Below are 23,876 nucleotides of genomic sequence, written 5' to 3' on the forward strand. Positions count from 1 at the left end.
GTGGCGGCGCGCGGACAGCGGCCCGGCGGTCGACCGGAAGATGCCGAGGGCCCGGCGCGGCCGCGCCGGCTGCAGGCGATCGAGGACGGCATCCTGAAGCTGGTGTTCGCCGTGCTGCTGGTTGGCACGGCGGTGGTGCTGGGCGCCGACGCGCGCCCGGGCATCGAGGCGGCCCGGGAGGCGCTGCCGGACACCCTGTCTCCGGCGCGCACCGGCCCGATCCCGATGGCGCCGCCGGCGCCCGGCGACCAGGTCCGCCGCTACAGCCCGTCGGGGGTGCCGGCGCTGCCCGAAGACGGGCCGGATCCGCTGCCCGGCCATGTCGACCGGCCCGGCGGCGATGCTCTGGTGCAGCCGATGGAATTCCGGCGCGGCACGGAAGGCCGGGCGAGCGCCGTCGGCCGCATCGATGTCGGCACGGCGAGGGTCTTTGCCGATTTCCTCGAGAGCCAGGGCGACGAACTCACCGTGCTGGTGCTGCACTCGCCGGGCGGCTCGGTGCGCGATGCGATCGCCATGGCCCGGGCGCTGCGCGAGAAGGGGATCGCCACGGAGGTGCCGACGAACGGCTACTGCGCCTCGTCGTGCCCGCTGGTGTTTGCCGGCGGCGTTCGGCGCAGCGTGGGGGAGCCGGCATGGCTCGGCGTCCATCAGGCGTTCACGGCGGGCGAGGAGGAGGGCACCGTCGCCGACGGGCTTGCCGGCGGCCAGCGGATCAGCGCCGAGGTGCTGGCGCTGCTGGTGGAGATGGACATCGACGCGGCCGCCTGGATCCCGGCCATGCGCACGCCGAAGGACCGGCTCTACGTCTACACGCGGGAGGAGCTTGCGGAGTACGGGTGGGTGGCGGAGGGGGAGGTTGCTGCGGCGGAGGGGGCGCCGGGCGAGGCCTCGAACTGACCGTCAGCCAAACTCGGGTCGGTCAAAGTCAGACGCCCGGAGTGTGCCCCCAGATATCTCAGAAAGCCTTCGGAAGCCCGGCCTGCTTGAGAACGGCGTTGGCCGTGTGGCGCGACTTGATTTTCTTGTCGACGGTAATTTTCCGGTCAACCAGCGGGCTGTGCCACATTTCGTGATCGCCCTTTCCGGAGCGAACGAAATAACACCCGGCCGCTTGCAGGAGCTTTCTGACGTCTGGCCCGAAGTCGCTCACGCGGCCGTTGAGTAACGGGCCGATGTGGTGCGGTGCGCGATCACCTCGATCGGAAGTTCGCCGCTCTGTGCGCCATCAACGAAGCCGTTCTCTTCGATCAGATCCGTGACGAGCACGGGAAGCCGTTCGATGAGGGCTTCTAGGGTCTCCGCTTCGCCGGAGAGCCCCGGTAGGTTGGCCTCCTCGACGTACCAGACGGACGCGTCCGGATCGAAGGCGACGTGGACCGTCACGCTTTTCTGCACGACCCCGCTCCTTTGCAACTGATCTTCGCCCCGCACTTCGGTGCGCTCAACCAGCATACATGGAGTGCTCTCCCCACGAAATCGCGCGTTTTCGAAGGGCTTTCGGGTCCTACCGCGCCAGGCCGCGCATGGCCGCGTCGAGGCCGTCGAGGGTGAGCGGGTACATGCGGTCGCCGATGAGCTGGCGGATCAGCTGGATGGACATGGTGTACTGCCAGTGGGTTTGCGGCACCGGGTTGATCCAGGCGAGGCCCGGATAGGTGCGCACCAGCCGCTCCAGCCAGACCTGGCCGGCCTCCTCGTTCCAGTGCTCCACCGAGCCGCCCGGCATGGTCACCTCGTAGGGGCTCATGGAGGCGTCGCCAACCACCACCACCTTGGAATCGGCCGGATAGGTGTGCAGCAGGTCCCAGGTCGGGATGCGCTCGGCGTGGCGGCGCCGGTTGTCGGTCCACACGCCCTCGTAGAGGCAGTTGTGGAAGTAGAAGTGGTCGAGCGACTTGAACTCCATGCGGGCGGCGGAGAACAGCTCCTCGCAGACCCGGATGTGGTCGTCCATGGAGCCGCCGACGTCGAGGAACAAGAGCACCTTCACCGCGTTGCGCCGTTCCGGCCGCATCTGGATGTCGAGATAGCCCTTTTCGGCGGTGGCCCGGATGGTGTCGTCGAGGGCAAGCTCCTCGGCCGCCCCGGTGCGGGCGAAGCGGCGCAGGCGGCGGAGCGCGATCTTGATGGTGCGCGTGCCGATCTCGACGGTGTGGTCGTAGTCCTTGAAGTCGCGCCGGTCCCAGACCTTCACGGCGCGGCGGTGGCGGCTCTTGTCCTGGCCGATACGCACGCCTTCCGGGTTGTAGCCGTAGGCGCCGAACGGCGAGGTGCCGGCCGTGCCGATCCACTTGGAGCCGCCCTGGTGGCGGCCCTGCTGCTCGGCGAGCCGCTCCTTCAGCGTCTCCATCAGCTTCTCGAAGCCGCCGAGCGCCTCGATCTCGGCCTTCTCCTCGTCGGTCAGGAACTTCTCGGCGAGCTTGCGGATCCACTCCTCGGGGATCTCCGCCTCGACCGCGTCGCCGACGGTCTCGATCCCCTTGAAGGTCTGGGAGAACACCCGGTCGAAGCGGTCGATGTTGGTCTCGTCCTTCACCAGCAGCGCGCGCGACAGATAGTAGAAGTCCTCCACCCGCTTGTCGGCGAGATCGGCCTCCAGCGCCTCCATGAGGGTGAGGTACTCGCGCAGCGACACCGGCACGCCGGCGCGCTTCAGGTCGTGGAAGAAGGTGAGGAACATCGACGCTCTCGACGGCTGTGGGTCCGGGCCGTTCCCGGTCCGGCCGGCGCTGCCTGGCCGGAAGGGAGCGGACCAGCTTTCTGAATCGCCCGTGCTTCGGCGGCCGGAAAAGACAAGCCGCGTGGCCGAAAGCGGATCCGGTCGAAGCTTACACCACGCGTGCCCGCAAGGCACGCGGCGCGCCGCAATCGCCCGGATCGTGACCGGCGTCACATGCGGTTGCGGGGCCCGGCAGTAGCTCACCTCCCGGCGACGACGTAACTGGGGAGGCAATCATGAGCCATGCGAACCTGCATCGGGGGTCGGTCGGATGAACCCGGCCGGCTGCCCGGCTGCCCGGCTGCCGTCTGCGTCTTTGCGCCGCCGGCGATCCAGCGGGAATTGACCTTGGCGGAACGGGCCCGCCTGCCCGCCGACATGCGGTCGCTGCCGGACCGGCCGCTGATCTGCCAGGCGTGCGGGTGCGTCTACTGGCGCGACCGGGGCGGCTTTGCCCATATCTTCGGGCACCTGAACGAAGATTTCCGGCCGCATCGCCCTCTCGCCGGACGCTGACGGTGATCTGGCTCCGGCGCACCAGCCGCCTTGTCGGGGCCTGGCGAGCCGGAGCCAGGTCATCGCTTGCCCTTGGCGTCGTCGCCGCTCGTCGATCCAAGCTCGGAGACGATGTCGGAGACGCGCGGCCGGCGGGTGGTCACGAACGGCAGCGGCCGGCAGACGTCGATGGCGGCGAGGCCCAGGCGGGCGGTCATCAGGCCGTTGACGACGCCCTCGCCGAGCCGGGTGGAGAGGCGCGACACCACCGATCCGCCGACGACCTCGTGGAGAAGGGAATCGCCCGCCGCCATGCCGCCGGTGACCGCGAGGTGCTGGATCGTGTGGCGGGCCAGCCGCAGGAAGCCCAGCGTGCCCGGGCGGCCGGAATAGAGGGCGGCCAGCCGGCGCATCAGCCGGAATGCCTCGATCGCCACGTAGAGGATGTCGACGAGAGCGCGCGGCGACAGGGCGGTGACGACTGAGACCCGCTTCGCCGAGGCGATCACCAGGGCGCGGGCCTGGGCGTCGATGGGGCTCAGGATCTCGCGCTCGGCGAGCCCGATCAGGTCGCGCCCGTCGATGATCTCGTCCATGTGGCCGGCGAGGGCCGTGCGGCCGCGCGCCGTGGAGGGGCGGGTCGAATAGAGCGTGACCAGCGACCGGCAGACGCGCAGCGCGGCGTCGCGGTCGTCGGTGTCGGCCGCTTTCTGCCCGTCGACCCGCAGATGCTCGATCTTGGCGATGCGGCGGAGCGCGATCGCCTCCTTGATGACGACGCCGAGCGCGCCGACGGCGGCCATCGCCGCCAGCACCACCGCCACCCAGCCGAGCCAGGGCGCGCGGTCGAACAGGTCGGCGATCAGCCGGTCGACGGCGAAGCCGACGCCGAGGCTGACGAGGCCGCCGAGACCGATGGAGAACACGGTGCCGAGCGACCAGCCGCGGCGCGGCGCGGCGGCGGGATCGTCGCGGGGGATGAGGTCGCCCTTGCTGGCGATCTCCTCGAAGCCGGTCTCCGGATCGGCCTCGAACGGCGGCGGGGCGGAGGAGATCTCGGCCTCCTCGACGCGGAACGCGGTGGGACGGCGGGGCCCGCTCATGCCAGACGGTCTCCGATGAGGAACTGCAGCACCCGGTCCAGCCGGATGTGCGGAAGCGACAGGGTGGTGCCGCTGGCGGTGGTCTCCAGCCGTGGCGGGCGGAAGCGCAGAAAGGCGAGCGCGCCGGCATCGCCGGTCTCGGTGCGCAGCACCGAGCGGGGCTCGGACGGCAGGTCGCCCGGAAACAGCGCGATCTCGGTGTCGCCGTCGTAGACGGTGCCGTCGACCCGCTCGCCGGGCAGCGGCGTGCCGATGATGGCGGGAAGCTGCTCCAGGCCCTGGCGGACCCGGCCCTCGCGGGTGGCGCGCACGGCGGCGATGGCGGCCACGTCGACCTCGGCGCCGGCGAAGGCGGCGCGGCTGGTGGCGCTCTCCACCAGGGTGGCGAGGATCGCCTCCAGCTTGTCGTGGTCGGAGTGGTGGATGTGGTCGGCCTTGGTGGCGGCGAACATCAGCCGGTCGACGCGGCGGTCGACCAGGCGGGTCAGCCAGGACAGCCGGCCGGGGCGGAAGCAGGCGAGCACCTCCGACAGCGTCGACTGCAAAGCGCGGACCGCCTCGGGGCCGGCGTTCAGCGCCGCCAGCACGTCGACGAGGACGATCTGCCGGTCGAGACGGGCGAAGTGGTTGCGGAAGAACGGCCGCACCACGTGGGATTTGTAGGCCTCGTAGCGCCGCTCCATCATCGTCCACAGGGCGTCGCGCGCGACCTCGCCCGACGGCGGATCCAGCGGCGCGAAGGTCAGCGCCGGCGAGCCTTCCAGATCGCCGGGCATCAGGAAGCGGCCGGGCGGGAAGGTGAGCGGCGTGGTGGAGTCCTCGCGAACCGCACGCAGGTAGCCGGTGAAGGCTTCCGCGAGCGTGCGGGCGGTCACCTCGTCAGCCGGCTTGCCGGAGTCCACCCCCTGGAGCGCGGCGAGCCAGGGGGCGGCGCTCGCCGCATGGAACGGCCGGCGGGCCTCCGACAGGGATTCCCGCGCCCAGGTCCGATAGTCCTTGGCGAGCAGCGGCAGGTCGAGCAGCCATTCGCCCGGATAGTCGACCAGATCGAGGTGCAGCCGGCCCGGCCTGAGGTTGCGGTTCAGGAAGGAGGCGGACTCGTACTCGATGGTGACGCGAAGTTCGGCGATGCGGTGGGTGGAGTCCGGCCAGATGCGGTCGTCGATGAGGGCGCGGACGTGGTCCTCGTAGGCAAAGCGCGGCACCGCGTCGTCCGGCTGGGGCTCGAGATGGGCGCGCGTCAGCCGCCCCTGGGCGTAAGGGGCGAACACCGGCAGCCGGCCGCCGTGCACCAGATTGTGGACGAGCGACGTCAGGAACACGGTCTTGCCGGAGCGGGCAAGGCCGGTCACGCCGAGCCGGAGGCTCGGGGACACCAGTCCGCCGGTGCGGCTTGCCAGCGTCTCGATCGCGAGCCGGGCATCGTCGGTCAGGGTGGTGAGTTTCATGCGCGGTGCGGGGGCGCCTTGCTGGAGACTGTCGGATCGGCCGGAGCCGGGCGGTAAACGGGAAGCCGGCGGGAGGGAAACGCCGCTCGCGCGCGACGCCGTGCGCCGGCCCCAACATGGGCATTCGCGCCGCCGGGTGGAAGACTGCCACGGAACATGTGCCGCCTCCCGGCAATTGTGCAAGACGCTGCGCCGGGGCCTGTGCGCGTCCGGATCGGTCCGGTCCGGACACTGCGTGCGCCAGAGCGCGCTGAGATCAGCTCCGATCGACAGGGTCTCACAGGACGCGATCGATTCTCATATCCTGGAGCGAAATGCGGATGGAAAAGCGGTTTCCCCTTTTCCGCATCCCGCTCTAGGCTGCCCATCGGCCTGCGCGCCGGGGCGGCGCGACAGATTCCCGCCGCAGCGGCTGGTTCCGTCCTCCGGTTCCCGATAGACCACTGGTTCCCCACACGTTCGTTGCCGAAGGTTTCAGCAGCACCCCATGGAAGCGCGTTCCCATCCCCGCCAGAGTGACCGTCTCAAGGCGCTTCATTCCTACGAAATCCTGGACACGGACCGCGAGAAGGACTTCGACGACATCGTCGGCCTGGCGGCCGAGATCTGCGGCGCGTCGATCTCGGTGGTGACCCTGGTCGACGCCGACCGCCAGTGGTTCAAGGCGGAGACGGGTCTCGGCGTCAGCGAGACGCCGCTCGGCTCGTCGATCTGCTCGCACGCCATCCTGGAAGAGGACTTCATCGAGATCCCGGACACGCTCCAGGATCCGCGCACCCTCGACAACCCGCTGTGCGGCGGCGACTCGGGGCTGCGCTTCTATGCCGGCGCGCTCCTGAAGACCGACGACGGGCTGCCGCTGGGCACGCTGTGCGTGCTCGACTACAAGCCGATGCGCCTGACGCCGCTGCAGCGCGATGCGGTTCGCGTGCTGGCCCGCCAGGTGATGGCGCAGCTGGAAATGCGCAAGGCGCTGAACGCCGCCAAAGTGCTCCGCCAGGAGGTCGATCACCGGGTCAAGAACTCACTGCAGTCGCTGTCGGCGCTGATCCGCCTGCTGGATCGCCAGGCGCAGTCGGAGGAGACCCACGCGGCGCTGTCGACCATCCATTCCCGGATGGAAGCCGTCGCCTCGCTGCACGCCGAACTCTACCGCACCGATGCCGGCCCGGTCGTGGACCTGGCCCGCTACAGCTCGAACCTCGGCGCGCATTTTTCCACGGTCGCCCCCCAGAACGTCACGCTGGAACTCGACGTGGAACCCATCGACGTCTCGTCGCGGCAGGCCGTGGCGGTGGGTACGCTGATGAACGAGTTCGTCGCGAACTCCTTCAAGCACGCTTTCCCGGGCGATCGGACCGGCACCGTCCGGATTTCCATTTCGCAGACCCAGGGCGGCCAGTCCGTCCGCCTGGTCTGCCGGGACGACGGGGTCGGGCTGCCCGACCCCGAAGCAACCGCGCGCGGAGGCATCGGGATGAAGATCGCCCAGGTGATCTGTTCCGAGCTGCAATGCGAGCTGAACGTCAATTCCTCGGCGGGCGGGCTGGCGGTGTGGCTGCAGTTCCAGAAAGAGCCGACCTACTGACGGGAGCCGGCTCCCCGGTGGGCGCCGTCGCGATCGTGCCGGCGGGGGCGAACGGGACCGGCCCGGACGATCGATTTCTGCAGCCACGTCCCGGCGATCCGGTGTATGCAGCCGATGGCAAAAGGCTGCGGCCGCCCGACCTCGCTTGCGGAGCCTGACCGGTGCTTCTCGATTACCTCCCCTACGCCATCGCGCTCGCCATTGCGGCGGCCATCCCGGGCCCCGGCATCGCCGCAACCGTCGGCAAGGCGCTCGGCTCCGGCTTCCGCCCGGCGTTCTATTTCATGAACGGGCTGGTGCTCGGCGATCTCACCTACCTGACCTTCGCGGTGCTCGGCCTTGCGGCGATCGCCGACGTGTTCGGCGAGGTCTTCGTCGTGGTGCGGCTGGCGGGGGCGGCCTATCTCGCCTGGCTCGCCTGGTCGTTCTGGCGGGCGGGCATCGACCCGGAACGGGTGCATGCGCGCCAGGGGGCGGGCTTCTGGCCGTCTTTCCTGTCGGGCTTCACCATCACGCTGGGCAACCCGAAGACGATCATCTTCTACATGGCGCTGCTGCCCACCGTGGTGGATCTGCATTCGGTCACGCCGCAGTCCTACGGCGTCCTGGCCGTCGTCACCGTGCTGGTGCTGTATGCGGTGGTGATCCCCTACATCGCGCTGGCGACGCGGGCGCGGGCGATGCTGCGCAACCCGCGCGCCCTCAAGCTGATGAACCGCAGCGCCGCGGCCGCCATGGCCGGTGCCGCCGCCGTCATCGTCGCGCGGCACTGACGCGCCTGAGCCTGACGGTCCGGTTCGCGCTACTTCCTGCCGCGCTTGCCGGCGTCGCCGTCGAGATCGCGCGGCCGGACGAAGGAGACGAGGCGGCCGCTGTCGGGCTCGAGCGCCGCCCACTCGGCGATGTCGAAGTCGATCACCGCCAGCGCCCCGGTCGGGAAATGCGATTCCAGGCTGTGCACGAGCCGGTCGTCCCCGTCGCTGATCAGGTCGGCCGCGCATTCCTGGATGCCCGGGTTGTGGCCGATGACCAGCACGCTCTCGCCGCCGCCGTGGACCCGGACGATGCCGGCCACATCATCCGCCTCGGCGTCGTAGAGCTCGTCCAGCAGCCCGACCGCGAGCGGATCGGGAAAGTGCGGGACACAGGCGGCCAGGGTTTCGCGGGTGCGCTGGGCCGTCGAACACAGCACGTGCTGGGGAACGCAGTCGTTGGTGACCATCCAGGCCGCCACGAGGGGGGCGGCCGCCCGGCCCCGGGCGTTCAACGGGCGATCGAAATCGCGCAGCGCCTGATCATCCCAGGATGACTTGGCGTGCCGGAGCAGCATCAGGCGGCGCATGCGGTTTCTCCTGTCGATCCGGTGACCGTCCCGGACCGGGAACGGGCCTCAACTCAGTCGGACCCAGAACCCTTCCCGATCAGGTGGCATCACCCGATCGAAGGGAAATGGCTCAAGAATCAATTCCTTGAGCAATTCCTTTTCGTTCAGATCGCTTCGATTTGAACGGGAAACGCTCGCGGGCGGGAGGAGGAAGGCGGCATACCGGCTCTGCGCCCGCATCCCGCTCCAGGATATGATCGTGATCTAGCGTCCGTCGCGGCGGGCCATGAAGGCGAGCCGCTCGAACAGGTGCACGTCCTGTTCGTTCTTGAGGAGGGCGCCGTAGAGCGGCGGGATCAGCTTCTTCTGGTCGTGCTCGCGCAGCACCGTCTCGTCGATGTCCTCGTTGAGCAGCAGCTTCAGCCAGTCGAGCAGCTCGGAGGTGGAGGGCTTCTTCTTCAGGCCGGGCAGCTCGCGGACCTGGAAGAAGATCCCGAGCGCCTCGCTGAGCAGGCGCTGCTTGATGCCGGGGAAGTGCACCTCGACGATCTCGGCCATCGTCTCGGGATCGGGGAAGCGGATGTAGTGGAAGAAACAGCGGCGCAGGAAGGCGTCCGGCAGGTCCTTCTCGTTGTTGGAGGTGATGATGACGATCGGCCGCTGGCGGGCGCGGATCGTCTCGCCGGTCTCGTAGACGAAGAACTCCATGCGATCGAGCTCCTGCAGGAGGTCGTTCGGGAACTCGATGTCGGCCTTGTCGATCTCGTCGATCAGCAGGACGGGACGCTGCTCCGCCGCAAATGATTCCCACAGCTTGCCGCGCCGGATGTAGTTGGCGATGTCGGAGACGCGCGGATCGCCGAGCTGGCTGTCGCGCAGGCGCGAGACGGCGTCGTACTCGTAGAGGCCCTGATGGGCCTTGGTGGTCGACTTGATGTGCCATTCCAGCATCGGGGCCTTGAGGCCGCGGGCGATCTCGTGGGCCAGCACGGTCTTGCCGGTGCCGGGCTCGCCCTTCACCAGAAGCGGCCGCTCCAGCGTGATGGCGGCATTGACCGCCACCCGCAGGTCCTCGGTCGCGACATAGTCCGCTGAGCCTTCAAATCGCATGTCGGTCCTCGTGGTCGGTCGGGGAGGTCAATCAGGGGCGCGGGCAGGGGCGCGGGAGCGCCCTCCCACGACACCGGCGGCCGGGCGCGGCCGGGGCGCGGGACGGCTCACGAATATACGATCGGACCGGTCGCGCAAAGCGGACCGAGCGGCCGTCACGGGTCGCCCGGGTAGAGGGGTGTGAATCCTGCATCCTTATGGCGTTGTCCCGCCGGAAGGCCGCCGCTATAAAGGCGCCGCTTTCAACCCGAGTGCCGAGGACCTTTTATGGCGGTTGAGATCGACGCAGACTACCGACCCTCGGAGGACGAGCCGTTCATGAACGAACGGCAGCGGGGGTACTTCCGCAAGAAACTGCTGGTCTGGAAGGAAGATATCCTTCGCGAGGCCAAAGAGACGCTCGAGCAACTCCAGGAGGATTCGAGCAACCATCCCGACATCGCCGACCGTGCATCGTCGGAGACCGACCGGGCGATCGAGCTCAGGGCAAGGGACAGGCAGCGCAAACTGATCGCGAAGATCGATTCGGCGCTGCAGCGCATCGACGACGGCAGCTACGGCTACTGCGAGGAGACCGGCGAGCCGATCTCCCTGAAGCGTCTCGATGCACGTCCCATCGCCACCCTGTCGATCGAGGCCCAGGAACAGCACGAGCGGCGCGAACGGATCTACCGGGACGACTAGAGACTTCCGACCAAGGAGACTTGCCGCATCGGCCTTTTCTCATGGCGGGTCCGATGCTGCAGACAAGGGCGGGGTCGGCCTTGCGCCCGCATCCCGCTCCCGAGCCTTGAAGCGGACCGGCCTCGCAGCTTCGGGTCAAACCGACCTGACGTCATCGTGATCCGAGGCCGTTCGCGGCTCGAACCGACTGGAAGGACCGGAACTCCGAATGGCCACTCTGGCCGGCCGGGCCTCCGCGTGTCTTCAAAAATGCCGGTACCGCAAAGCGGGAGCCGGCTTTTTTTTGGCCGGACCGTCGCGCTCGGGGGCGTGACGGACAGGACGGCCGCGCGGGGCCGGCTAGCGGGACCTGAAGCGGGGCATTCCTCGCCGACCAGGGGAGGCCACCTGACTGAAATGCTCAAGGTATTGATTCTGAAGCCATTTCTTGTCGGCCAGGTGATTCCACCTGACCGGAAAGGGCTCTAGCGCTCGCCGACGCCGCGCAGGAGGCGGGCCATCTCGTCGTCGAGATCCAGATCGTCGCCGTCGCCATCGGCGCTGGACTCACGCTCGGCCGTGTCCTTCGGCTGAGCGTCGGGCTGCGGCTGCGTGTCGGCCTGGGCGGCGGGGGACGGTGCAGGCGGAGACGGACGGACGGCCTCGGGCTTCGGATTGGCGGCAGGCGCCGCGTCGGCTGCCGGCTCGGCGGGGGCCTTCGGCTCGGCAGCGGCCGGCTGGGGATCTGCCGGCGGCGGCGCCACGAAGGCGGGGGCGGCCGGCCGGCCCTCGGCCGGGGCCGGCCGTGCGGGCTGCGGGGGGGCGGGCATGTCGGTGCCGGCAGGCCGCACGGTCGGCCGTGCGGCCTGGGGCGGGCGGGCCGGCTGGGGCGGACGCGGTGCGGCTGCCTGGGGCGCAGCAGGGCGCGGCGGTTGCGGCGGTTGCGGCGGTTGCGGCTGCCGGCCGGCGGCGGCCTCGTCGGTCGACGCGGAGACGCTCGTCGGGCGCCAGCGCCGGGGTTCGGCGGCCTCCGGCTGTCCGGCCGGACGGGGCCGGGCGGTGGGCTGCTGCACCGGAGCACGGGCGGCGGGGGTGCCGCCGTTGGCCGGGCGCGCGGCGACGGCGGGGCGGGCGAGCGGGGCCGGCGCCGGGGCAGGCGGAACCTCGGGCGCCGGGGCGGGCGCGGACGGTTCGAACTCGGTGGCGGCGGCGCCGCTGTCGGCCTCGTCCTCGTCGCCGGCCATCCTGCGGCCGCGGGTGCCGCGTCCGAGCGTGTCGGCGGCGGCGTTGCGGATGATGTTCTCCTCCACCACCACGTCCACGGGCCCGCCGATCAGCAGCAGGTGCTCGACGTGGTCGCGGCGCACCAGCACCAGCTGGCGGCGATGGTCGATGTCGGTGGTGTCCATGACGGCCAGGCGCGGCTGGCGATTGCGCTTGGCGCGGCCGAGGCGGCCGGACGTGAGGCCGCGCACGAAGGCGAGGATGGCCCAGACGATCGCGAACAGGATCGCCGCGGTGAAGACGAATAACACGCCGCGGGCGAAGCCCGGGTCGATGCCGAAGGTCGTCGCGAGCCAGGTCGCCATTCATTCCCCCAAGTTGCAGACGCCGAACATCCCCGGGCCGTGTCCGGCGATCCGGACTGCAAAGCGGGCCGCCGGGCGCCGACGGTACCGACCTTATCCGGACACGTCCCATCCGGTTAAGCAAAAATCCGGCCGGGTTGGCAAACGCTGAGTTTTCCACGTCCAGGATTCCGGCGCCGGTCTTTGACACCCTGGGGCGGTTGCGCGCCGCCGGCAGCGGCCCCGAAATGCGTCCCTCTGCTTGCCACAATCTGCCGTGCACGCTTGAACGATCAGCCGAAGCCGGTGATTCGCGGCGGCGGGACGTCCGGGCGGGATCTGCCGGGACCCCGGATCAGGGATGCGGACCGGGCGCCGCCGTCTTGCCGTCAGGCGTCATCGCCTGATCTCGAACGGCGCCGGCGGCCGGAGGGAGACGAGGGCGCATGGTGGATATCGGACCAGCCGGGGAACGGGGCAACGCCTTGCGCGACGGCGTGCGCGGCGTGGGGCCCGACGCGTTCCCCGCCGCCGCCGACACTGCCGCCTTTGACACTGCCGCGCGCGGTGGGGCGACGCTGGTGATCGCCGCCGCCGTGCTGGCGGTCGCCGCGGCGGTGGGCGGCGCGGTGCTGCTCCTCGCCGACGACGCGGTGGCGGCCGGGCCGCTGGCCGGCATCGGTGCGCTCGTCGCCGGCGTCGCCATCGCCGTCCTGGCGGGGCTGCGGCGGCGGACGGAGCGGGCAGGCGCCGTCCATGCCGGCGCGCTGGTCGATGCGCTCGCCGCCCCGGCGCTGCTGGCGACGCCATCGGGCGTGCCGCTGCACGCCAACGCCGCCTATGCCGACATCAACCGGTCGCTGGGGTTCGCCCGCCTCGCCTCGCCGCTGCGCTGGGCGGCGTCCGACGCCGAGACGGCGGCGCTGCTCTACGCGGCGCTGAAGCGCGCCCGCGGCGGCGCTGCGTCCGACGCCGCGATCCCGCTCGTCCCGCCGGCAGGGGCCGGCGCCCCTGCCGAGGTGCGCCTCAACCCGGTGCGCGACGGCGACGGCGCGGTGGCGGCGCTGCTGTTCGTGATCGGGACGCCGCCAGCCGTGGCCGCCCCCGCCTCCGATCCGGTCGCCGTGCCGACCGCCCCGCCCGCCGACGGGGCGCTGTTCGCGCGGATCTTCGAGACGATGCCGGTGGCGGTGGCGCTGGTCACCGGGGCGGGGGCCGTCGACGAGGCGACGCCGCGCTTCTGGCGGCTGCTGGCGAGCGGACTGGACGGCGCCCGCGAGACGACCTCGCCGCTGGCGGAGATGATCGCGGAAGCCGACCGCGACACGGTCGCCGAGGCGATCGCCCGCGGTGCCTCGGGCGAGGCGCAGCCGGCCCCCATCGACGTGACGCTGGCCGGCACGCCGCCGCGCGACGTGCGCCTCTACGTGGCGCCGTTCCCCGAGGACGGCGGCCCGGCCGGCCGGGCGATCCTCTACGCCGTCGACACCACCGAGCAGCGCGCCCTGGAGATGCAGTTCGCCCAGAGCCAGAAGATGCAGGCGGTCGGCCAGCTCGCCGGCGGCGTGGCGCACGACTTCAACAACATCCTGACGGCGATCATCGGCTTCTCCGACCTGTTGCTGATGAACCACCGGCCGACCGATCCGTCGTTCGCCGACATCATGAACATCAAGCAGAACGCCAACCGGGCGGCCGGGCTGGTGAAGCAGCTGCTGGCGTTCTCGCGGCGGCAGACGCTGCGGCCGAGCCGGCTGCGGCTGACCGACGTGCTCGCCGATCTGTCGGTGATGCTCGACCGGCTGCTCGGCGAGAAGGTGCCGCTGACCGTCGTGCACGGCCGCGACCTGTGGCCGGTGCTGGCCGACCAGAGCCAGTTCGAGCAGGTGATCACCAACCTGGCGGTGAACGCCCGCGACGCGATGACCGACGGCGGGCAGCTGATCATCCGCACCTCCAACGTGCCGGCGGCGGAGATGGCGCGCCACACCGACGAGGGCACGGCGGGGGCGGACCACGTGCTCATCGAGGTGGTCGACACCGGCACCGGCATTCCGCCGGACGTGCTGGAGAAGATCTTCGAGCCGTTCTTCTCCACCAAGGAGGTCGGCCGCGGCACCGGGCTCGGCCTGTCGACGGTCTACGGCATCGTCAAGCAGACCGGCGGCGCCATCGTGGTCGACAGCCGGGTCGGCGAGGGCACCACGTTCAAGGTGTTCCTGCCGCGCGCCGGCGAGGTCGCGCCGAAGCTCGTCGCCCCGGTGCTCGCCGACGCCGACGCCGACGGCGCCACCGCCGCCGTGCTGGAGGCGCTGGAGGCGGACGCACCGCAGCTGCAGGACGACGAGGCGCCCGCACCCGCTCCGCCCGCCCCGATGGAAGACCTGACCGGCAGCGCCACCATCCTGCTGGTGGAGGACGAGGAGACCATCCGGGCCTTCGCCACCCGGGCCCTGTCGGCGCGCGGCTACCGCATCCACGAGGCGGCGACCGGCGAGGATGCGCTGGCGATCGCCCGCGAGCTCGGCGGCGACATCGATCTCCTCGTCTCCGACGTGGTGATGCCGGAGATGGACGGGCCGACGCTGGCCATCGAACTGCGCGCGATGGCGCCCGACATCCCGATCATCTTCATGTCGGGCTACGCCGAGGACGTGTTCTCGCGGGCGCTGCCGGACGAGCTGGAGTTCGCCTTCCTGCCGAAGCCGTTCTCGCTGAAGGCGCTGGCGACCGCGGTGAAGGACGCGCTGGAACCGGCCGAGGGGTCCAAGGGGTCGAAGCCGTAGCGGGAAGTCTTTCCCGCCTGCGCCGGCGGGGCCTCTCCGCTCGGGCCACGGCGGGTTGCCGGGCCGGCTTGGACTCGCGCTCCGCCACCGCCATATTCCGTGGTATACAGCCGCCGGCGACGGGTGCGGCTCCGACACGGGAGAGACGGATGGACGATCCCCTGAAGATTGCAGAGACGTGGCGCGAGGCGGGACATCAGGTCGCGCTCGCCACCGTGATGGACACCTGGGGCTCGGCGCCCCGGCCGACCGGCAGCCACCTGGTCATCGACGAGGAGGGCCGGTTCGAAGGCTCGGTCTCGGGCGGCTGCGTCGAGGGCGCGGTGGTCGCCGAGGCGATGGACGTGATCGCCACCGGCAAGCCGCAGATGCTGGAGTTCGGCGTGGCCGACGAGACGGCGTGGGAGGTGGGCCTGTCGTGCGGCGGCACCATCCGCGTCTACGTCGAGAAGGTGAATTGAGGCGGCCATGGATCTGGCACTCCTGAAGGCTCTCAACGCCGAGCGGGCCGCCCGCCGCGCCGCCATCCTGGTCACCGACGTCGATACCGGCGATCAGCGGCTGGTGAAGGAGGCCGACGACCTGTCTGGAGATTCCCTCGCCGAGACGCTCGCGTCACGGTTCCGCTCCGGCAAGTCCGGCCGGATCGAGGCCGAGGACGGACATTCGGTCTTCCTGACCGTCAGCGTTCCGCCGGCGCGGATCCTGATCATCGGCGCCGTGCACATTTCCCAGGCGCTGGCGCCGATGGCGAAGTTGGCCGGCTTCGACGTGACCATCGTCGATCCGCGCACGGCGTTTGCCACGCCGGAGCGCTTCGAGGGTGTGCGGCTGCTGGCCGAATGGCCCCAGGACGTGCTGCCGGAGATCGCGCTGGATCCCTATACCGCGGTGGCGGCACTCACCCACGACCCGAAGATCGACGACCCGGCGCTGCAGGCGGCGCTCACGACCGGCTGCTTCTACGTGGGCGCGCTCGGCAGCCGCAAGACCCACGGCAAGCGGCGCGACCGGCTGCTGGGGCTCGGGCTGAGCGAAGCGGCGCTCGACCGCATCGCGGCGCCGATCGGGCTGCCCATCGGCGCGGCGAGCCCGGCGGAGATCGCGGTGGCGGTGCTCGCACAGATCATCGAGGCGCTGCGCACCCGCCCGGCCCGGGAGCAGGCGGGGCTGGCGGCGTGAAGTTCGGCCCGGTCGCGCTCGCCGACGCGGAAGGGGCGGTCCTCGCCCACACGGTCCGGCTCTCCGCCGGCGTCCTGAAGAAGGGGACCGTCCTCGACGGCGAGGCAATCGCGCGCCTCGGGGGCGACGGCATCGCGGAGGTGGTGGCGGCGGTCCTGGAGCCGGGCGACGTCGGCGAGGACGACGCGGCGGCACGCCTGGCCGGGCGGCTGGCCGGCGGGATGGTGCGGGCCGACGCGGCCTTCACCGGGCGGGCGAACCTGTTTGCCGAGGCGGCCGGCGTGCTGGTCGTCGACCGGGACGCCGTGAACCGTCTAAACCGGATCGATCCGTCGGTGACGCTGGCGACGCTGCCGGCGTTTCAGGCGGTGGAGGCCGGCCGCATGGTGGCGACCGCCAAGATCATCCCGTTCGCCGTGTCGGCGGAGGTGATGGCGCAGGCGCTGGCCGTGCTCGACGCCGCCCAGCCGATCCTCTCGGTGGCGCCGTTCCAGCCGATGAAGGTGGGGGTGGTCTCGACGCTGCTGCCCGGCCTGAAACCGAAGATCGTCGACAAGACCCTCGCCGTACTGACCGACCGGCTGGCGCCGGCGGGCGCCGCGATCGTGGCGGAGGAGCGGGTCCCTCACGAGGCGGCCGCGCTGGCGTCTGCCCTCGCTCGCGTGTCGGCGGCCGGCGCCGACCTTCTGATCGTGTTCGGCGCCTCGGCGGTGGTCGACCGCCACGACGTGATCCCGGCGGCGATCGAGGCGGCGGGCGGAACGGTCGAGCATTTCGGCATGCCGGTCGATCCGGGCAACCTCTTGCTGCTCGGCCGGCTCGACGGCAAGCGGGTGATCGGCGCGCCCGGCTGCGCCCGCAGCCCGAAGGAAAACGGCTTCGACTGGATCCTGCATCGCACGCTGGCCGGCCTGGAAGTGACGCGCGACGACATCGTCGGGCTCGGCGTCGGCGGGCTGCTGATGGAGATCGTGTCGCGCCCGCAGCCGCGCGCCGAAGCCGTGGTGGAACGCGAGGCCGATCGCGGCCCGGTCGCGGCGCTGGTGCTCGCCGCCGGCCGGTCGTCGCGGATGGGCAGCCCGAAGATGCTCGCCACCGTCGACGGCGTGCCGCTGGTGCGCCGGGCTGCGGAGACGGGGCTGGCGAGCCGGGCCGACCGCGTCGTCGTCGTCACCGGCCATCGCGCCGACGACGTGGCCGACGCGCTCGACGGCCTCGACGTCACGTGCGTGAACAATCCGGCCTTCGCAGACGGCCTGTCGACGTCGCTCGCGGCGGGGCTCGCGGCGCTCGGCGACGACGTGGCGGCGGCGGTGGTGCTGCTCGGCGATATGCCGATGATCGAGGCGCCGATGATCGACCGGCTGATCGACGCCTTCGATCCCAACGCCGGAGCGCTGATCGTGGTGCCGACCCATGACGGCCGGCGCGGCAACCCGGTGCTCTGGTCGCGGCGGTTCTTCCCCGAGCTGATGGCGGTGGCGGGCGACAAGGGCGGCCGAGAGATCCTGGCCGACTATCCCGACGCGATCGCCGAGGTCGAGCTCGGCGCGGCGGCGGCCGTCGACATCGACACGCCGGACGCCCTGCGCGAGATTGGCGGCAGGCAGGCCGACTGAGGTCGCTTCGCGGAGCGGCACGCGAGGCGTGAACCGGCGACGGAGAGGATCTGCATGACGGTCGAAGCGGTGGCCCTGGCGGCGTTCGGGATGCTGCTGTTCGCGCTCGTCGGCGATCGGCTCGCCCGCTCGCCGCTCAGCCCGCCGATGGTGTTCATCCTGTTCGGCGCGGCCATCGGTCCGCTGTTCCTCGGTGTCGTCGAGATCGACGCGGCGGCCGGCGCGGTGCGCCTGGTCGCCGAGCTGACGCTGATCCTGGTGCTGTTCTCCGACGCGTCGCGCATTCGGATCACCGAGTTCGATCGCTACCATTCGCTGCCGCTCCGCACGCTCGGCATCGGGATGCCGCTGACCATCGCCGCCGGCACGCTGGTGGGGGTGCTGCTGTTTCCCGACGTCACCGTGTTCGAGGCGGCGCTGCTGGCCGCCGTGCTGGCACCGACGGACGCAGCACTCTCCCAGCCGGTGATGACCGATGCCTCGGTGCCGCCGCGCGTCCAGCAGGCGACCAACGTGGAAAGCGGCCTCAACGACGGCCTGGCGCTGCCGGCGGTGCTGTTCTTCATCGCCTGCGTGGGGGCGGAGGGAAACATCCTCGACGGCAGCCGCGGGGTCGGCGGCTGGATGGCGTTCGCCGCCGCCCAGATCGGGTTCGGCGCCGCCGTCGGCGGCGCGGTCGGCTGCGGCGCGGCGCTGGCCATGCGCCAGCTGGCGGCGCGCGGCGCGGCGGCGGAGCCCTACGAGGGCATCGGCGTGCTGGCCGCCGCGATCCTCGCCTACGGGGCGGCCGACATGATCGGCGGCAACGGCTTCATCTCGGCGTTCGTGGCCGGCCTCTGCTTCGGCAACACGCTGGGCCGGCCGGCGAAGTTCCTCTTCGGCTTCATGGAGACCGAAGGGCGCCTGCTGATGCTGCTCACCTTCCTGGTGCTCGGTGTGGCGCTGCTGCCGGATGCGGTCGCGCGGTTCGACCCGGCGATGCTGGTCTACGCCGTGCTCAGCCTGACCGCGATCCGCATGGTGCCGGTGGCGATCGCGCTGATCGGCACCGACGTGCGCTGGCCGACGCGGCTGTTCATCGGCTGGTTCGGGCCGCGCGGCATCGCCTCGATCCTGTTCGCGCTGCTGATCGTCGAGCGCGAGGACATCACCCGCGGCGCCACCATCATGGCCGTCACCGTGGTCACGGTGGTGCTGAGCGCCTTCCTGCACGGGATCAGCGCGCCGCTGCTGTCGGCCCGCTACGGCGGCTGGGCGCGGCGCATGGGCGACGCCGCGGAGGAGGCGGCGCCGGGGGCTTTGCCCACCCCGCAGAGGCCGCACCGCGGGCGGCCCGGGGCCGGTCCGGACGGCGGAAACGGCACCCCGTGAGGGCGGGCGCACGAGGCGCGGCTCAAGGCGGCGGCCGACGGCCCTGGAAGAGCCGAGAATTCGACCTATATATCAAACGGTTGCGGTGTCCTTTGATGTGCCCTTCCAAGCCCTTATAAGGGGGCTCACTCTTCTCTTGATTCGGACGGCACGCTCTTGGTGACGGAACCCACCCACCCCGATTACCCGAACGACTACGGCGCCGATTCCATCAAGGTCCTCAGGGGCCTGGATGCGGTTCGCAAGCGCCCGGGAATGTACATCGGCGATACCGATGACGGCTCCGGTCTCCACCACATGGTCTACGAGGTCGTGGACAACGCGATCGACGAGGCGCTGGCCGGCTATGCGGACACCGTGTTCGCGCGGCTGAACCCGGACGGATCGGTGACGGTGTCGGACAACGGGCGCGGCATCCCGACCGACCTGCACTCCGAAGAGGGCGTCTCGGCGGCCGAGGTCATCATGACCCAGCTGCACGCCGGCGGTAAGTTCGACCAGAATTCCTACAAGGTTTCCGGCGGCCTGCACGGCGTCGGCGTGTCGGTGGTGAACGCGCTGTCGAGCGAGCTCGACCTGCGCATCTGGCGCAACGGCAAAGAGCACTTCATGCGGTTCGCCCATGGCGTTGCCGTGTCGCCGCTCGAGATCGTCGGTGATTCCGGCGGCCGCACGGGCACCGAAGTGCGCTTCCTGCCGTCGACCGACACCTTCACCCAGGTGGAGTTCGACTTCTCGATCCTGGAGCGGCGGCTGCGCGAGCTCGCCTTCCTGAATTCCGGCGTGAAGATCACCCTCGTCGACGAGCGTGGGGTCGAGCGCAAGGAAGAGGTGATGATGTACGACGGCGGGCTGGAGGCGTTCGTGCGCTGGCTCGACCGCACCAAGCAGCCGATCCTGCCGGTCCCGGTGGCGACCAGCGGCGAGCGCGACGGCGTCATCGTCGAGGCGGCCATGTGGTGGAACGAATCCTACCACGAGAACGTGCTCTGCTTCACCAACAACATCCCGCAGCGCGACGGCGGCACCCATCTGGCCGGCTTCCGCGCCGCGCTGACCCGGCAGTTGACCTCCTATGCGGACCGGCACGGCATCGGCAAGCGCGAGAAGGTGACGCTCACCGGCGACGACTGCCGCGAGGGGCTGACCTGCGTGCTGTCGGTGAAGGTGCCGGATCCGAAGTTCTCGTCGCAGACCAAGGACAAGCTGGTCTCCTCCGAGGTGCGCCCGGTGGTGGAGAACGTGCTCAACTCCGCGATCGGCACCTGGCTGGAAGAAAACCCCAACGAAGCCCGGCTGATCGCCGCCAAGGTTGTCGAGGCTGCGTCGGCGCGCGAGGCGGCCCGCAAGGCGCGCGAGTTGACGCGCCGCAAGGGCGCGCTCGATATCGCGTCGCTGCCCGGCAAGCTTGCGGACTGCCAGGAGCGGGATCCGGCGAAGTCGGAAATCTTCCTGGTCGAGGGTGACTCCGCAGGCGGCTCGGCCAAGCAGGGCCGGCACCGGAACTACCAGGCGGTGCTGCCGCTGCGCGGCAAGATCCTCAACGTGGAGCGCGCGCGCTTCGACCGGATGCTGTCGTCGAACGAGATCGGCACGCTGATCACGGCGCTCGGCACCGGCATCGGCCGGGAGGAGTTCAACCCGGACAAGCTGCGCTACCACAAGATCATCATCATGACGGACGCCGACGTCGACGGCGCCCATATCCGCACCCTGCTGCTGACGTTCTTCTTCCGGCAGATGCCGCAGCTGATCGAGCGCGGGCACATCTACATCGCCCAGCCGCCGCTCTACAAAGTGCGCCGCGGCTCGTCGGAGCAGTACCTCAAGGACGACGAGGCGCTGGAGGACTATCTCACCTCCACCGGCCTCGACGACACCACGCTGACGCTCGCCTCGGGCGAAGTGCGCGCCGGCCCGGACCTGCGCGCCGTGGTGGAGAAGGCGCGCACGGTGCGCACCATCGTCGACGGGCTGAACTCGCGCTATCCGCGCGACATCGTCGAGCAGGCGGCGATCGCCGGCGCGCTCAACGACGCCATCCTCCACGATCCGGAGAAGGCGGCGGAGGCGGCCGCCTACATCGCCCGGCGCCTCGACATCCTGGCCGAGGACTGGGAGCAGGGCTGGGAAGGCCGCGCCGACGCGGACGGCAGCCTGCGCTTCGAGCGGACCGTGCGCGGCGTGCGCGAGATGGCGATGATCGACGCGGCGCTGATCGCCTCGTCCGACGCGCGCAAGCTCGACCATCAGGCGGCGCACCTGAAGGAGATCTACGGCAAGGCGGCGACGCTGACCCGCAAGGACAAGTCCCAGGAGATCCGCGGACCGCGGGCGCTCATCGAGGCGGTCTACGAGGTCGGCCGCAAGGGCATCGCCATGCAGCGCTACAAGGGGCTGGGCGAGATGAACGCCGACCAGCTGTGGGAAACCACGCTGGACCCGGACGCCCGCTCGCTGCTGCAGGTGCGCATTTCGGAAGCCGACGACGCCGACGACGTGTTCTCCCGCCTGATGGGCGACGCCGTCGAGCCGCGCCGCGAGTTCATCCAGGACAACGCGCTGCAGGTGGAAAACCTGGACGTGTAGAGCGCGCGCGCCATCGCGCGGCTGACGCCAGGGTTTCCAGCCAAGTCACCGATATCCAGAAGGCCTCCGCGCGGATTGCGCGGGGGCCTTTTGCGTTCGGCGCCGATCGATCTGCAGGCAGGCTCTAGCGCGCGCGCCTATCTTGTAACATATGAAGTTACATGAAGCTCGACAGCCGCCTCTCCTCCGTCCTGCACGTCCTCCTGCACATGGCGGAGAAGGACACCCCCGCGACGTCGGAGGTGCTCTCCCGCCATCTCGGCACCAATCCGGTGGTGGTCCGCCGCACCATGGCGAACCTCCGCGAGGCGGGACTGGTCGCGTCCGGCCGGGGCAGGGGCGGCGGGTGGAGCCTCAGCCGCCCGCTCGCGGAGATTTCCCTCAAGGACGTTTACGACGCCTTGGGAGCCCCGCCGCTGTTCGCCTTCGGCAACCGCACCGAGGCCCCTCAGTGCCTGGTGGAGCAGGCGGTGAACGCGCAGATCGCCGGCGCCATGAGCGAGGCCGAAGCCCGGCTGCTCGCGCGCCTGTCCGCCGTCACGCTGGCCGACCTCGACCGGGATTTCCGGGCGCGGCTCGAAGCCCATCCTGAGTGGAAGACCCACCATGCAAACCCATGATGTCATCGTCGTCGGCGGCAGCTTTGCCGGCCTGTCGGCAGCCCTCACCCTTGGCCGCGCCCGGCTGGACGTGCTGGTGATCGACGCCGGCCTGCCCCGCAACCGCTACGCCTCCGCCTCGCACGGCTTTCTCGGTGCCGACGGCGACAATCCGGCGGCGATCCTGGAGCGCGCCCGCGCGCAGCTTGCGCCCTACCGCGGCGTGCGGATGCAGGCAGGACAGGCGGCTTCGGCGCGCCGCGGGGACGAGGGCGGCTTCGTCGTCGAGATGGACAACGGCGAGACGGCGCGGGCCGGGCGGCTCGTGCTGGCGACCGGGGTGACCGACATCCTGCCCGACGTGCCGGGGCTTGCCGCGCGCTGGGGCGAGAGCGTCATCCACTGTCCGTTCTGCCATGGCTACGAGTTCGGCGGCGGGCCGCTGGGCGTGCTGGCATCGAAGCCGGTGTCGCTGATGCAGGCGCGGATCATTCCGCAATGGGGGCCGACGACGCTGTTCGTCAACGGCGCGGTGGAGATCGGCGCCGAAGACCGCGCGGACCTTCTGGCCCGCGGCGTCTCGCTGGAGGAAACACAGGTCGCCGCGCTGGAAGGGAAGGGGCAGACCGTCGAGGCGGTCCGGCTCGTGGACGGGCGCGCGATCCAGGTCGTCGGGCTGTACGTCGCGCCGGAGCTGGGGATGACCAGCGGGCTCGCGACGGACCTCGGTTGCGCGACCGACGAGACGCCGCTCGGCCGGTTCGTCACCGTCGGCGAGGACAGGCAGACCAGCGTGCCGGGGGTCTATGCGGTCGGCGACATGGCCCGGATGCAGCACGCGGTGACGCTCGCCGTCGCCGACGGCTTCATCGCAGCCACCTCGATCGTCCATTCCAGGATGTTCGGCTGAGCGGGCGGTGTACACTTCGGCCGACGCCGAAGCGTCGTCCCACGTTCCACGCTAGACTGGTCCCGAACACCAACGGGGAACGGGAAAGCGGCGGATGTCCACCCATGCGGCCTTTGCGGAGATTGCAGCGCTTGCCGGCGATCCGGCGCGCGCCTCGATGCTGCACGCGCTGATGGACGGCCGGGCGCTGACGGCGAGCGAACTCGCGGGCGTGGCCGGCGTCACGCCGCAGACCGCCAGCGGCCATCTCGCCCGGATGACCCAGGCCGGGCTGCTGGCGGTCGAGAAGCAGGGGCGCCACCGCTATTTCCGGCTGGCCTCGGCAAGCGTCGCGCAGATGGTGGAAAGCCTGATGCAGGTTGCCTCCGCGCTGCAGAAGCCGGGCCGGGCGGTGGCGACCGGACCGCGCGACCGGGCGCTGCGGACCGCGCGCACCTGCTACGACCACATCGCCGGACAGCTGGGCGTGGCGCTGGCCGACGCGCTGGTGGCGGGCGGCTACGCCGAGCTTGGTCCCGACGCGGGCGAGGTGACCGAGCGCGGCTTTGCGTTCCTGGCCGGGGCCGGCATCGATCTCGGGCCGGCGGCGGACGGGCGGCGCTCCGGCCGCGTGCTCTGCCGGCCATGCCTGGACTGGAGCGAACGGCGGCCGCACCTGGCCGGAAAGCTCGGCGCGGCGCTCTGCGCCCGCAGCCTGGAGGCCGGCTGGATCCGGCGGGGCGAGGCCGCCCGCGTCCTCGCCATCACGCCGGCCGGACGCACCGCCTTCCGCGAGGTCTTCGGCGCGGTGCTGGACTGA

21 protein-coding genes and 1 pseudogene are annotated in these 23,876 nt (G+C 70.8%); 14 read left to right on the top strand and 8 right to left on the bottom strand.

What is annotated here, in order from left to right:
• Positions 1–900, top strand: coding sequence for a hypothetical protein (locus ACSSVZ_RS18925; RefSeq protein WP_453972296.1), 900 nt, complete (start codon positions 1–3; stop codon positions 898–900).
• Between the two features lie 58 nt (positions 901–958).
• Here the strand turns inward: ACSSVZ_RS18925 and ACSSVZ_RS18930 are convergent, their stop codons facing one another.
• Genes ACSSVZ_RS18930 through ACSSVZ_RS18940 form a run of 3 tightly spaced genes read right to left on the bottom strand, consistent with a single transcriptional unit; the run spans position 959 to position 2,683 of the window.
• Complete coding sequence (locus tag ACSSVZ_RS18930; RefSeq protein WP_453972297.1) at positions 959–1,153, bottom strand: type II toxin-antitoxin system HicA family toxin; 195 nt, start codon at positions 1,151–1,153, stop codon at positions 959–961.
• Entirely contained in the window at positions 1,150–1,455 is a 306-nt protein-coding gene (locus ACSSVZ_RS18935) for a DUF1902 domain-containing protein (RefSeq protein WP_453972298.1), read from the bottom strand. The genes ACSSVZ_RS18930 and ACSSVZ_RS18935 overlap by 4 nt, the downstream gene beginning before the upstream one ends.
• A gap of 52 nt (positions 1,456–1,507) precedes the next feature.
• Positions 1,508–2,683: a vWA domain-containing protein gene (locus ACSSVZ_RS18940; RefSeq protein WP_453972299.1), complete on the bottom strand. Its 1,176-nt coding sequence runs from the start codon at positions 2,681–2,683 to the stop codon at positions 1,508–1,510.
• A 387-nt stretch (positions 2,684–3,070) separates the two neighbouring features.
• On the opposite strand from ACSSVZ_RS18940, the gene ACSSVZ_RS18945 reads away from it, so the two are divergent.
• Positions 3,071–3,238, top strand: coding sequence for a hypothetical protein (locus ACSSVZ_RS18945; RefSeq protein ID WP_453972300.1), 168 nt, complete (start codon positions 3,071–3,073; stop codon positions 3,236–3,238).
• A 59-nt stretch (positions 3,239–3,297) separates the two neighbouring features.
• Here ACSSVZ_RS18945 and ACSSVZ_RS18950 read toward each other — a convergent pair whose 3' ends face one another.
• Positions 3,298–4,320, bottom strand: a complete 1,023-nt coding sequence (locus ACSSVZ_RS18950; protein WP_453972301.1) for a YcjF family protein — start codon at positions 4,318–4,320, stop codon at positions 3,298–3,300.
• The gene (locus ACSSVZ_RS18955; RefSeq protein ID WP_453972302.1) at positions 4,317–5,768 is read right to left on the bottom strand and encodes a YcjX family protein; all 1,452 of its coding nucleotides are present in this window, start codon (positions 5,766–5,768) and stop codon (positions 4,317–4,319) included. Before ACSSVZ_RS18955 ends, ACSSVZ_RS18950 begins: the two co-directional genes overlap by 4 nt.
• A 487-nt stretch (positions 5,769–6,255) precedes the next feature.
• Here ACSSVZ_RS18955 and ACSSVZ_RS18960 point away from each other — a divergent pair, with 487 nt between their 5' ends.
• Complete coding sequence (locus ACSSVZ_RS18960; protein WP_453972303.1) at positions 6,256–7,356, top strand: histidine kinase dimerization/phosphoacceptor domain -containing protein; 1,101 nt, start codon at positions 6,256–6,258, stop codon at positions 7,354–7,356.
• Between the two features lie 161 nt (positions 7,357–7,517).
• A complete protein-coding gene (locus ACSSVZ_RS18965) occupies positions 7,518–8,129 on the top strand; it encodes a LysE family translocator (protein ID WP_453972304.1) in 612 nt (203 codons plus the stop codon).
• Between the two features lie 29 nt (positions 8,130–8,158).
• Here the strand turns inward: ACSSVZ_RS18965 and ACSSVZ_RS18970 are convergent, their stop codons facing one another.
• Positions 8,159–8,698: a SixA phosphatase family protein gene (locus tag ACSSVZ_RS18970; RefSeq protein ID WP_453972305.1), complete on the bottom strand. Its 540-nt coding sequence runs from the start codon at positions 8,696–8,698 to the stop codon at positions 8,159–8,161.
• 246 nt (positions 8,699–8,944) lie between these two features.
• A complete protein-coding gene (locus ACSSVZ_RS18975; protein WP_453972306.1) occupies positions 8,945–9,790 on the bottom strand; it encodes an AAA family ATPase in 846 nt (281 codons plus the stop codon).
• A 267-nt stretch (positions 9,791–10,057) separates the two neighbouring features.
• Here ACSSVZ_RS18975 and dksA point away from each other — a divergent pair, with 267 nt between their 5' ends.
• Positions 10,058–10,474 (top strand): RNA polymerase-binding protein DksA, encoded by a 417-nt coding sequence (gene dksA, locus ACSSVZ_RS18980; protein WP_453972307.1) that lies wholly within the window; start codon positions 10,058–10,060, stop codon positions 10,472–10,474.
• A gap of 464 nt (positions 10,475–10,938) precedes the next feature.
• Here dksA and ACSSVZ_RS18985 read toward each other — a convergent pair whose 3' ends face one another.
• Complete coding sequence (locus ACSSVZ_RS18985) at positions 10,939–12,042, bottom strand: hypothetical protein (protein WP_453972308.1); 1,104 nt, start codon at positions 12,040–12,042, stop codon at positions 10,939–10,941.
• Between the two features lie 1,136 nt (positions 12,043–13,178).
• Between ACSSVZ_RS18985 and ACSSVZ_RS18990 the strand changes: the two are divergent.
• The 9 genes and pseudogenes from ACSSVZ_RS18990 to ACSSVZ_RS19030 form a co-directional block, all read left to right on the top strand.
• A pseudogene (locus ACSSVZ_RS18990) lies at positions 13,179–14,807 on the top strand (ATP-binding protein); the annotation flags it as partial.
• 149 nt (positions 14,808–14,956) lie between these two features.
• Positions 14,957–15,268, top strand: coding sequence for an XdhC family protein (locus tag ACSSVZ_RS18995; RefSeq protein WP_453972309.1), 312 nt, complete (start codon positions 14,957–14,959; stop codon positions 15,266–15,268).
• A 7-nt stretch (positions 15,269–15,275) separates the two neighbouring features.
• Positions 15,276–15,989: an XdhC family protein gene (locus ACSSVZ_RS19000; RefSeq protein ID WP_453972310.1), complete on the top strand. Its 714-nt coding sequence runs from the start codon at positions 15,276–15,278 to the stop codon at positions 15,987–15,989.
• The gene (locus ACSSVZ_RS19005) at positions 15,986–17,608 is read left to right on the top strand and encodes an NTP transferase domain-containing protein (RefSeq protein ID WP_453972311.1); all 1,623 of its coding nucleotides are present in this window, start codon (positions 15,986–15,988) and stop codon (positions 17,606–17,608) included. Before ACSSVZ_RS19000 ends, ACSSVZ_RS19005 begins: the two co-directional genes overlap by 4 nt.
• Before the next feature lie 54 nt (positions 17,609–17,662).
• Entirely contained in the window at positions 17,663–18,979 is a 1,317-nt protein-coding gene (locus tag ACSSVZ_RS19010; protein ID WP_453972312.1) for a cation:proton antiporter, read from the top strand.
• Positions 18,980–19,138: 159 nt separating this feature from the next.
• Positions 19,139–21,568 (top strand): DNA topoisomerase (ATP-hydrolyzing) subunit B, encoded by a 2,430-nt coding sequence (gyrB, locus tag ACSSVZ_RS19015; protein WP_453972313.1) that lies wholly within the window; start codon positions 19,139–19,141, stop codon positions 21,566–21,568.
• 161 nt (positions 21,569–21,729) lie between these two features.
• Positions 21,730–22,188 (top strand): Rrf2 family transcriptional regulator, encoded by a 459-nt coding sequence (locus ACSSVZ_RS19020; protein WP_453972314.1) that lies wholly within the window; start codon positions 21,730–21,732, stop codon positions 22,186–22,188.
• Positions 22,175–23,077, top strand: a complete 903-nt coding sequence (locus tag ACSSVZ_RS19025) for an NAD(P)/FAD-dependent oxidoreductase (protein WP_453972315.1) — start codon at positions 22,175–22,177, stop codon at positions 23,075–23,077. Before ACSSVZ_RS19020 ends, ACSSVZ_RS19025 begins: the two co-directional genes overlap by 14 nt.
• A gap of 94 nt (positions 23,078–23,171) precedes the next feature.
• On the top strand, positions 23,172–23,876 hold the full coding sequence (locus ACSSVZ_RS19030) for an ArsR/SmtB family transcription factor (protein ID WP_453972316.1): 705 nt from the start codon (positions 23,172–23,174) through the stop codon (positions 23,874–23,876).

The organism is Amorphus sp. MBR-141, assembly GCF_053628695.1.

What these genes read in the sequence shown, in the direction of transcription:
- ACSSVZ_RS18940 (WP_453972299.1), bottom strand. Translation starts at nt 2,683, where the DNA reads ATGTTCCTCACCTTCTTCCACGACCTGAAGCGCGCCGGCGTGCCGGTG.
- dksA (WP_453972307.1), top strand. Translation starts at nt 10,058, where the DNA reads ATGGCGGTTGAGATCGACGCAGACTACCGACCCTCGGAGGACGAGCCG.
- ACSSVZ_RS19020 (WP_453972314.1), top strand. Translation starts at nt 21,730, where the DNA reads ATGAAGCTCGACAGCCGCCTCTCCTCCGTCCTGCACGTCCTCCTGCAC.
- ACSSVZ_RS18950 (WP_453972301.1), bottom strand. Translation starts at nt 4,320, where the DNA reads ATGAGCGGGCCCCGCCGTCCCACCGCGTTCCGCGTCGAGGAGGCCGAG.
- ACSSVZ_RS18935 (WP_453972298.1), bottom strand. Translation starts at nt 1,455, where the DNA reads ATGCTGGTTGAGCGCACCGAAGTGCGGGGCGAAGATCAGTTGCAAAGG.
- ACSSVZ_RS19010 (WP_453972312.1), top strand. Translation starts at nt 17,663, where the DNA reads ATGACGGTCGAAGCGGTGGCCCTGGCGGCGTTCGGGATGCTGCTGTTC.
- ACSSVZ_RS19000 (WP_453972310.1), top strand. Translation starts at nt 15,276, where the DNA reads ATGGATCTGGCACTCCTGAAGGCTCTCAACGCCGAGCGGGCCGCCCGC.
- ACSSVZ_RS18960 (WP_453972303.1), top strand. Translation starts at nt 6,256, where the DNA reads ATGGAAGCGCGTTCCCATCCCCGCCAGAGTGACCGTCTCAAGGCGCTT.
- ACSSVZ_RS19030 (WP_453972316.1), top strand. Translation starts at nt 23,172, where the DNA reads ATGTCCACCCATGCGGCCTTTGCGGAGATTGCAGCGCTTGCCGGCGAT.
- ACSSVZ_RS18970 (WP_453972305.1), bottom strand. Translation starts at nt 8,698, where the DNA reads ATGCGCCGCCTGATGCTGCTCCGGCACGCCAAGTCATCCTGGGATGAT.
- ACSSVZ_RS18985 (WP_453972308.1), bottom strand. Translation starts at nt 12,042, where the DNA reads ATGGCGACCTGGCTCGCGACGACCTTCGGCATCGACCCGGGCTTCGCC.
- ACSSVZ_RS18955 (WP_453972302.1), bottom strand. Translation starts at nt 5,768, where the DNA reads ATGAAACTCACCACCCTGACCGACGATGCCCGGCTCGCGATCGAGACG.
- ACSSVZ_RS19025 (WP_453972315.1), top strand. Translation starts at nt 22,175, where the DNA reads ATGCAAACCCATGATGTCATCGTCGTCGGCGGCAGCTTTGCCGGCCTG.
- ACSSVZ_RS18975 (WP_453972306.1), bottom strand. Translation starts at nt 9,790, where the DNA reads ATGCGATTTGAAGGCTCAGCGGACTATGTCGCGACCGAGGACCTGCGG.
- ACSSVZ_RS18995 (WP_453972309.1), top strand. Translation starts at nt 14,957, where the DNA reads ATGGACGATCCCCTGAAGATTGCAGAGACGTGGCGCGAGGCGGGACAT.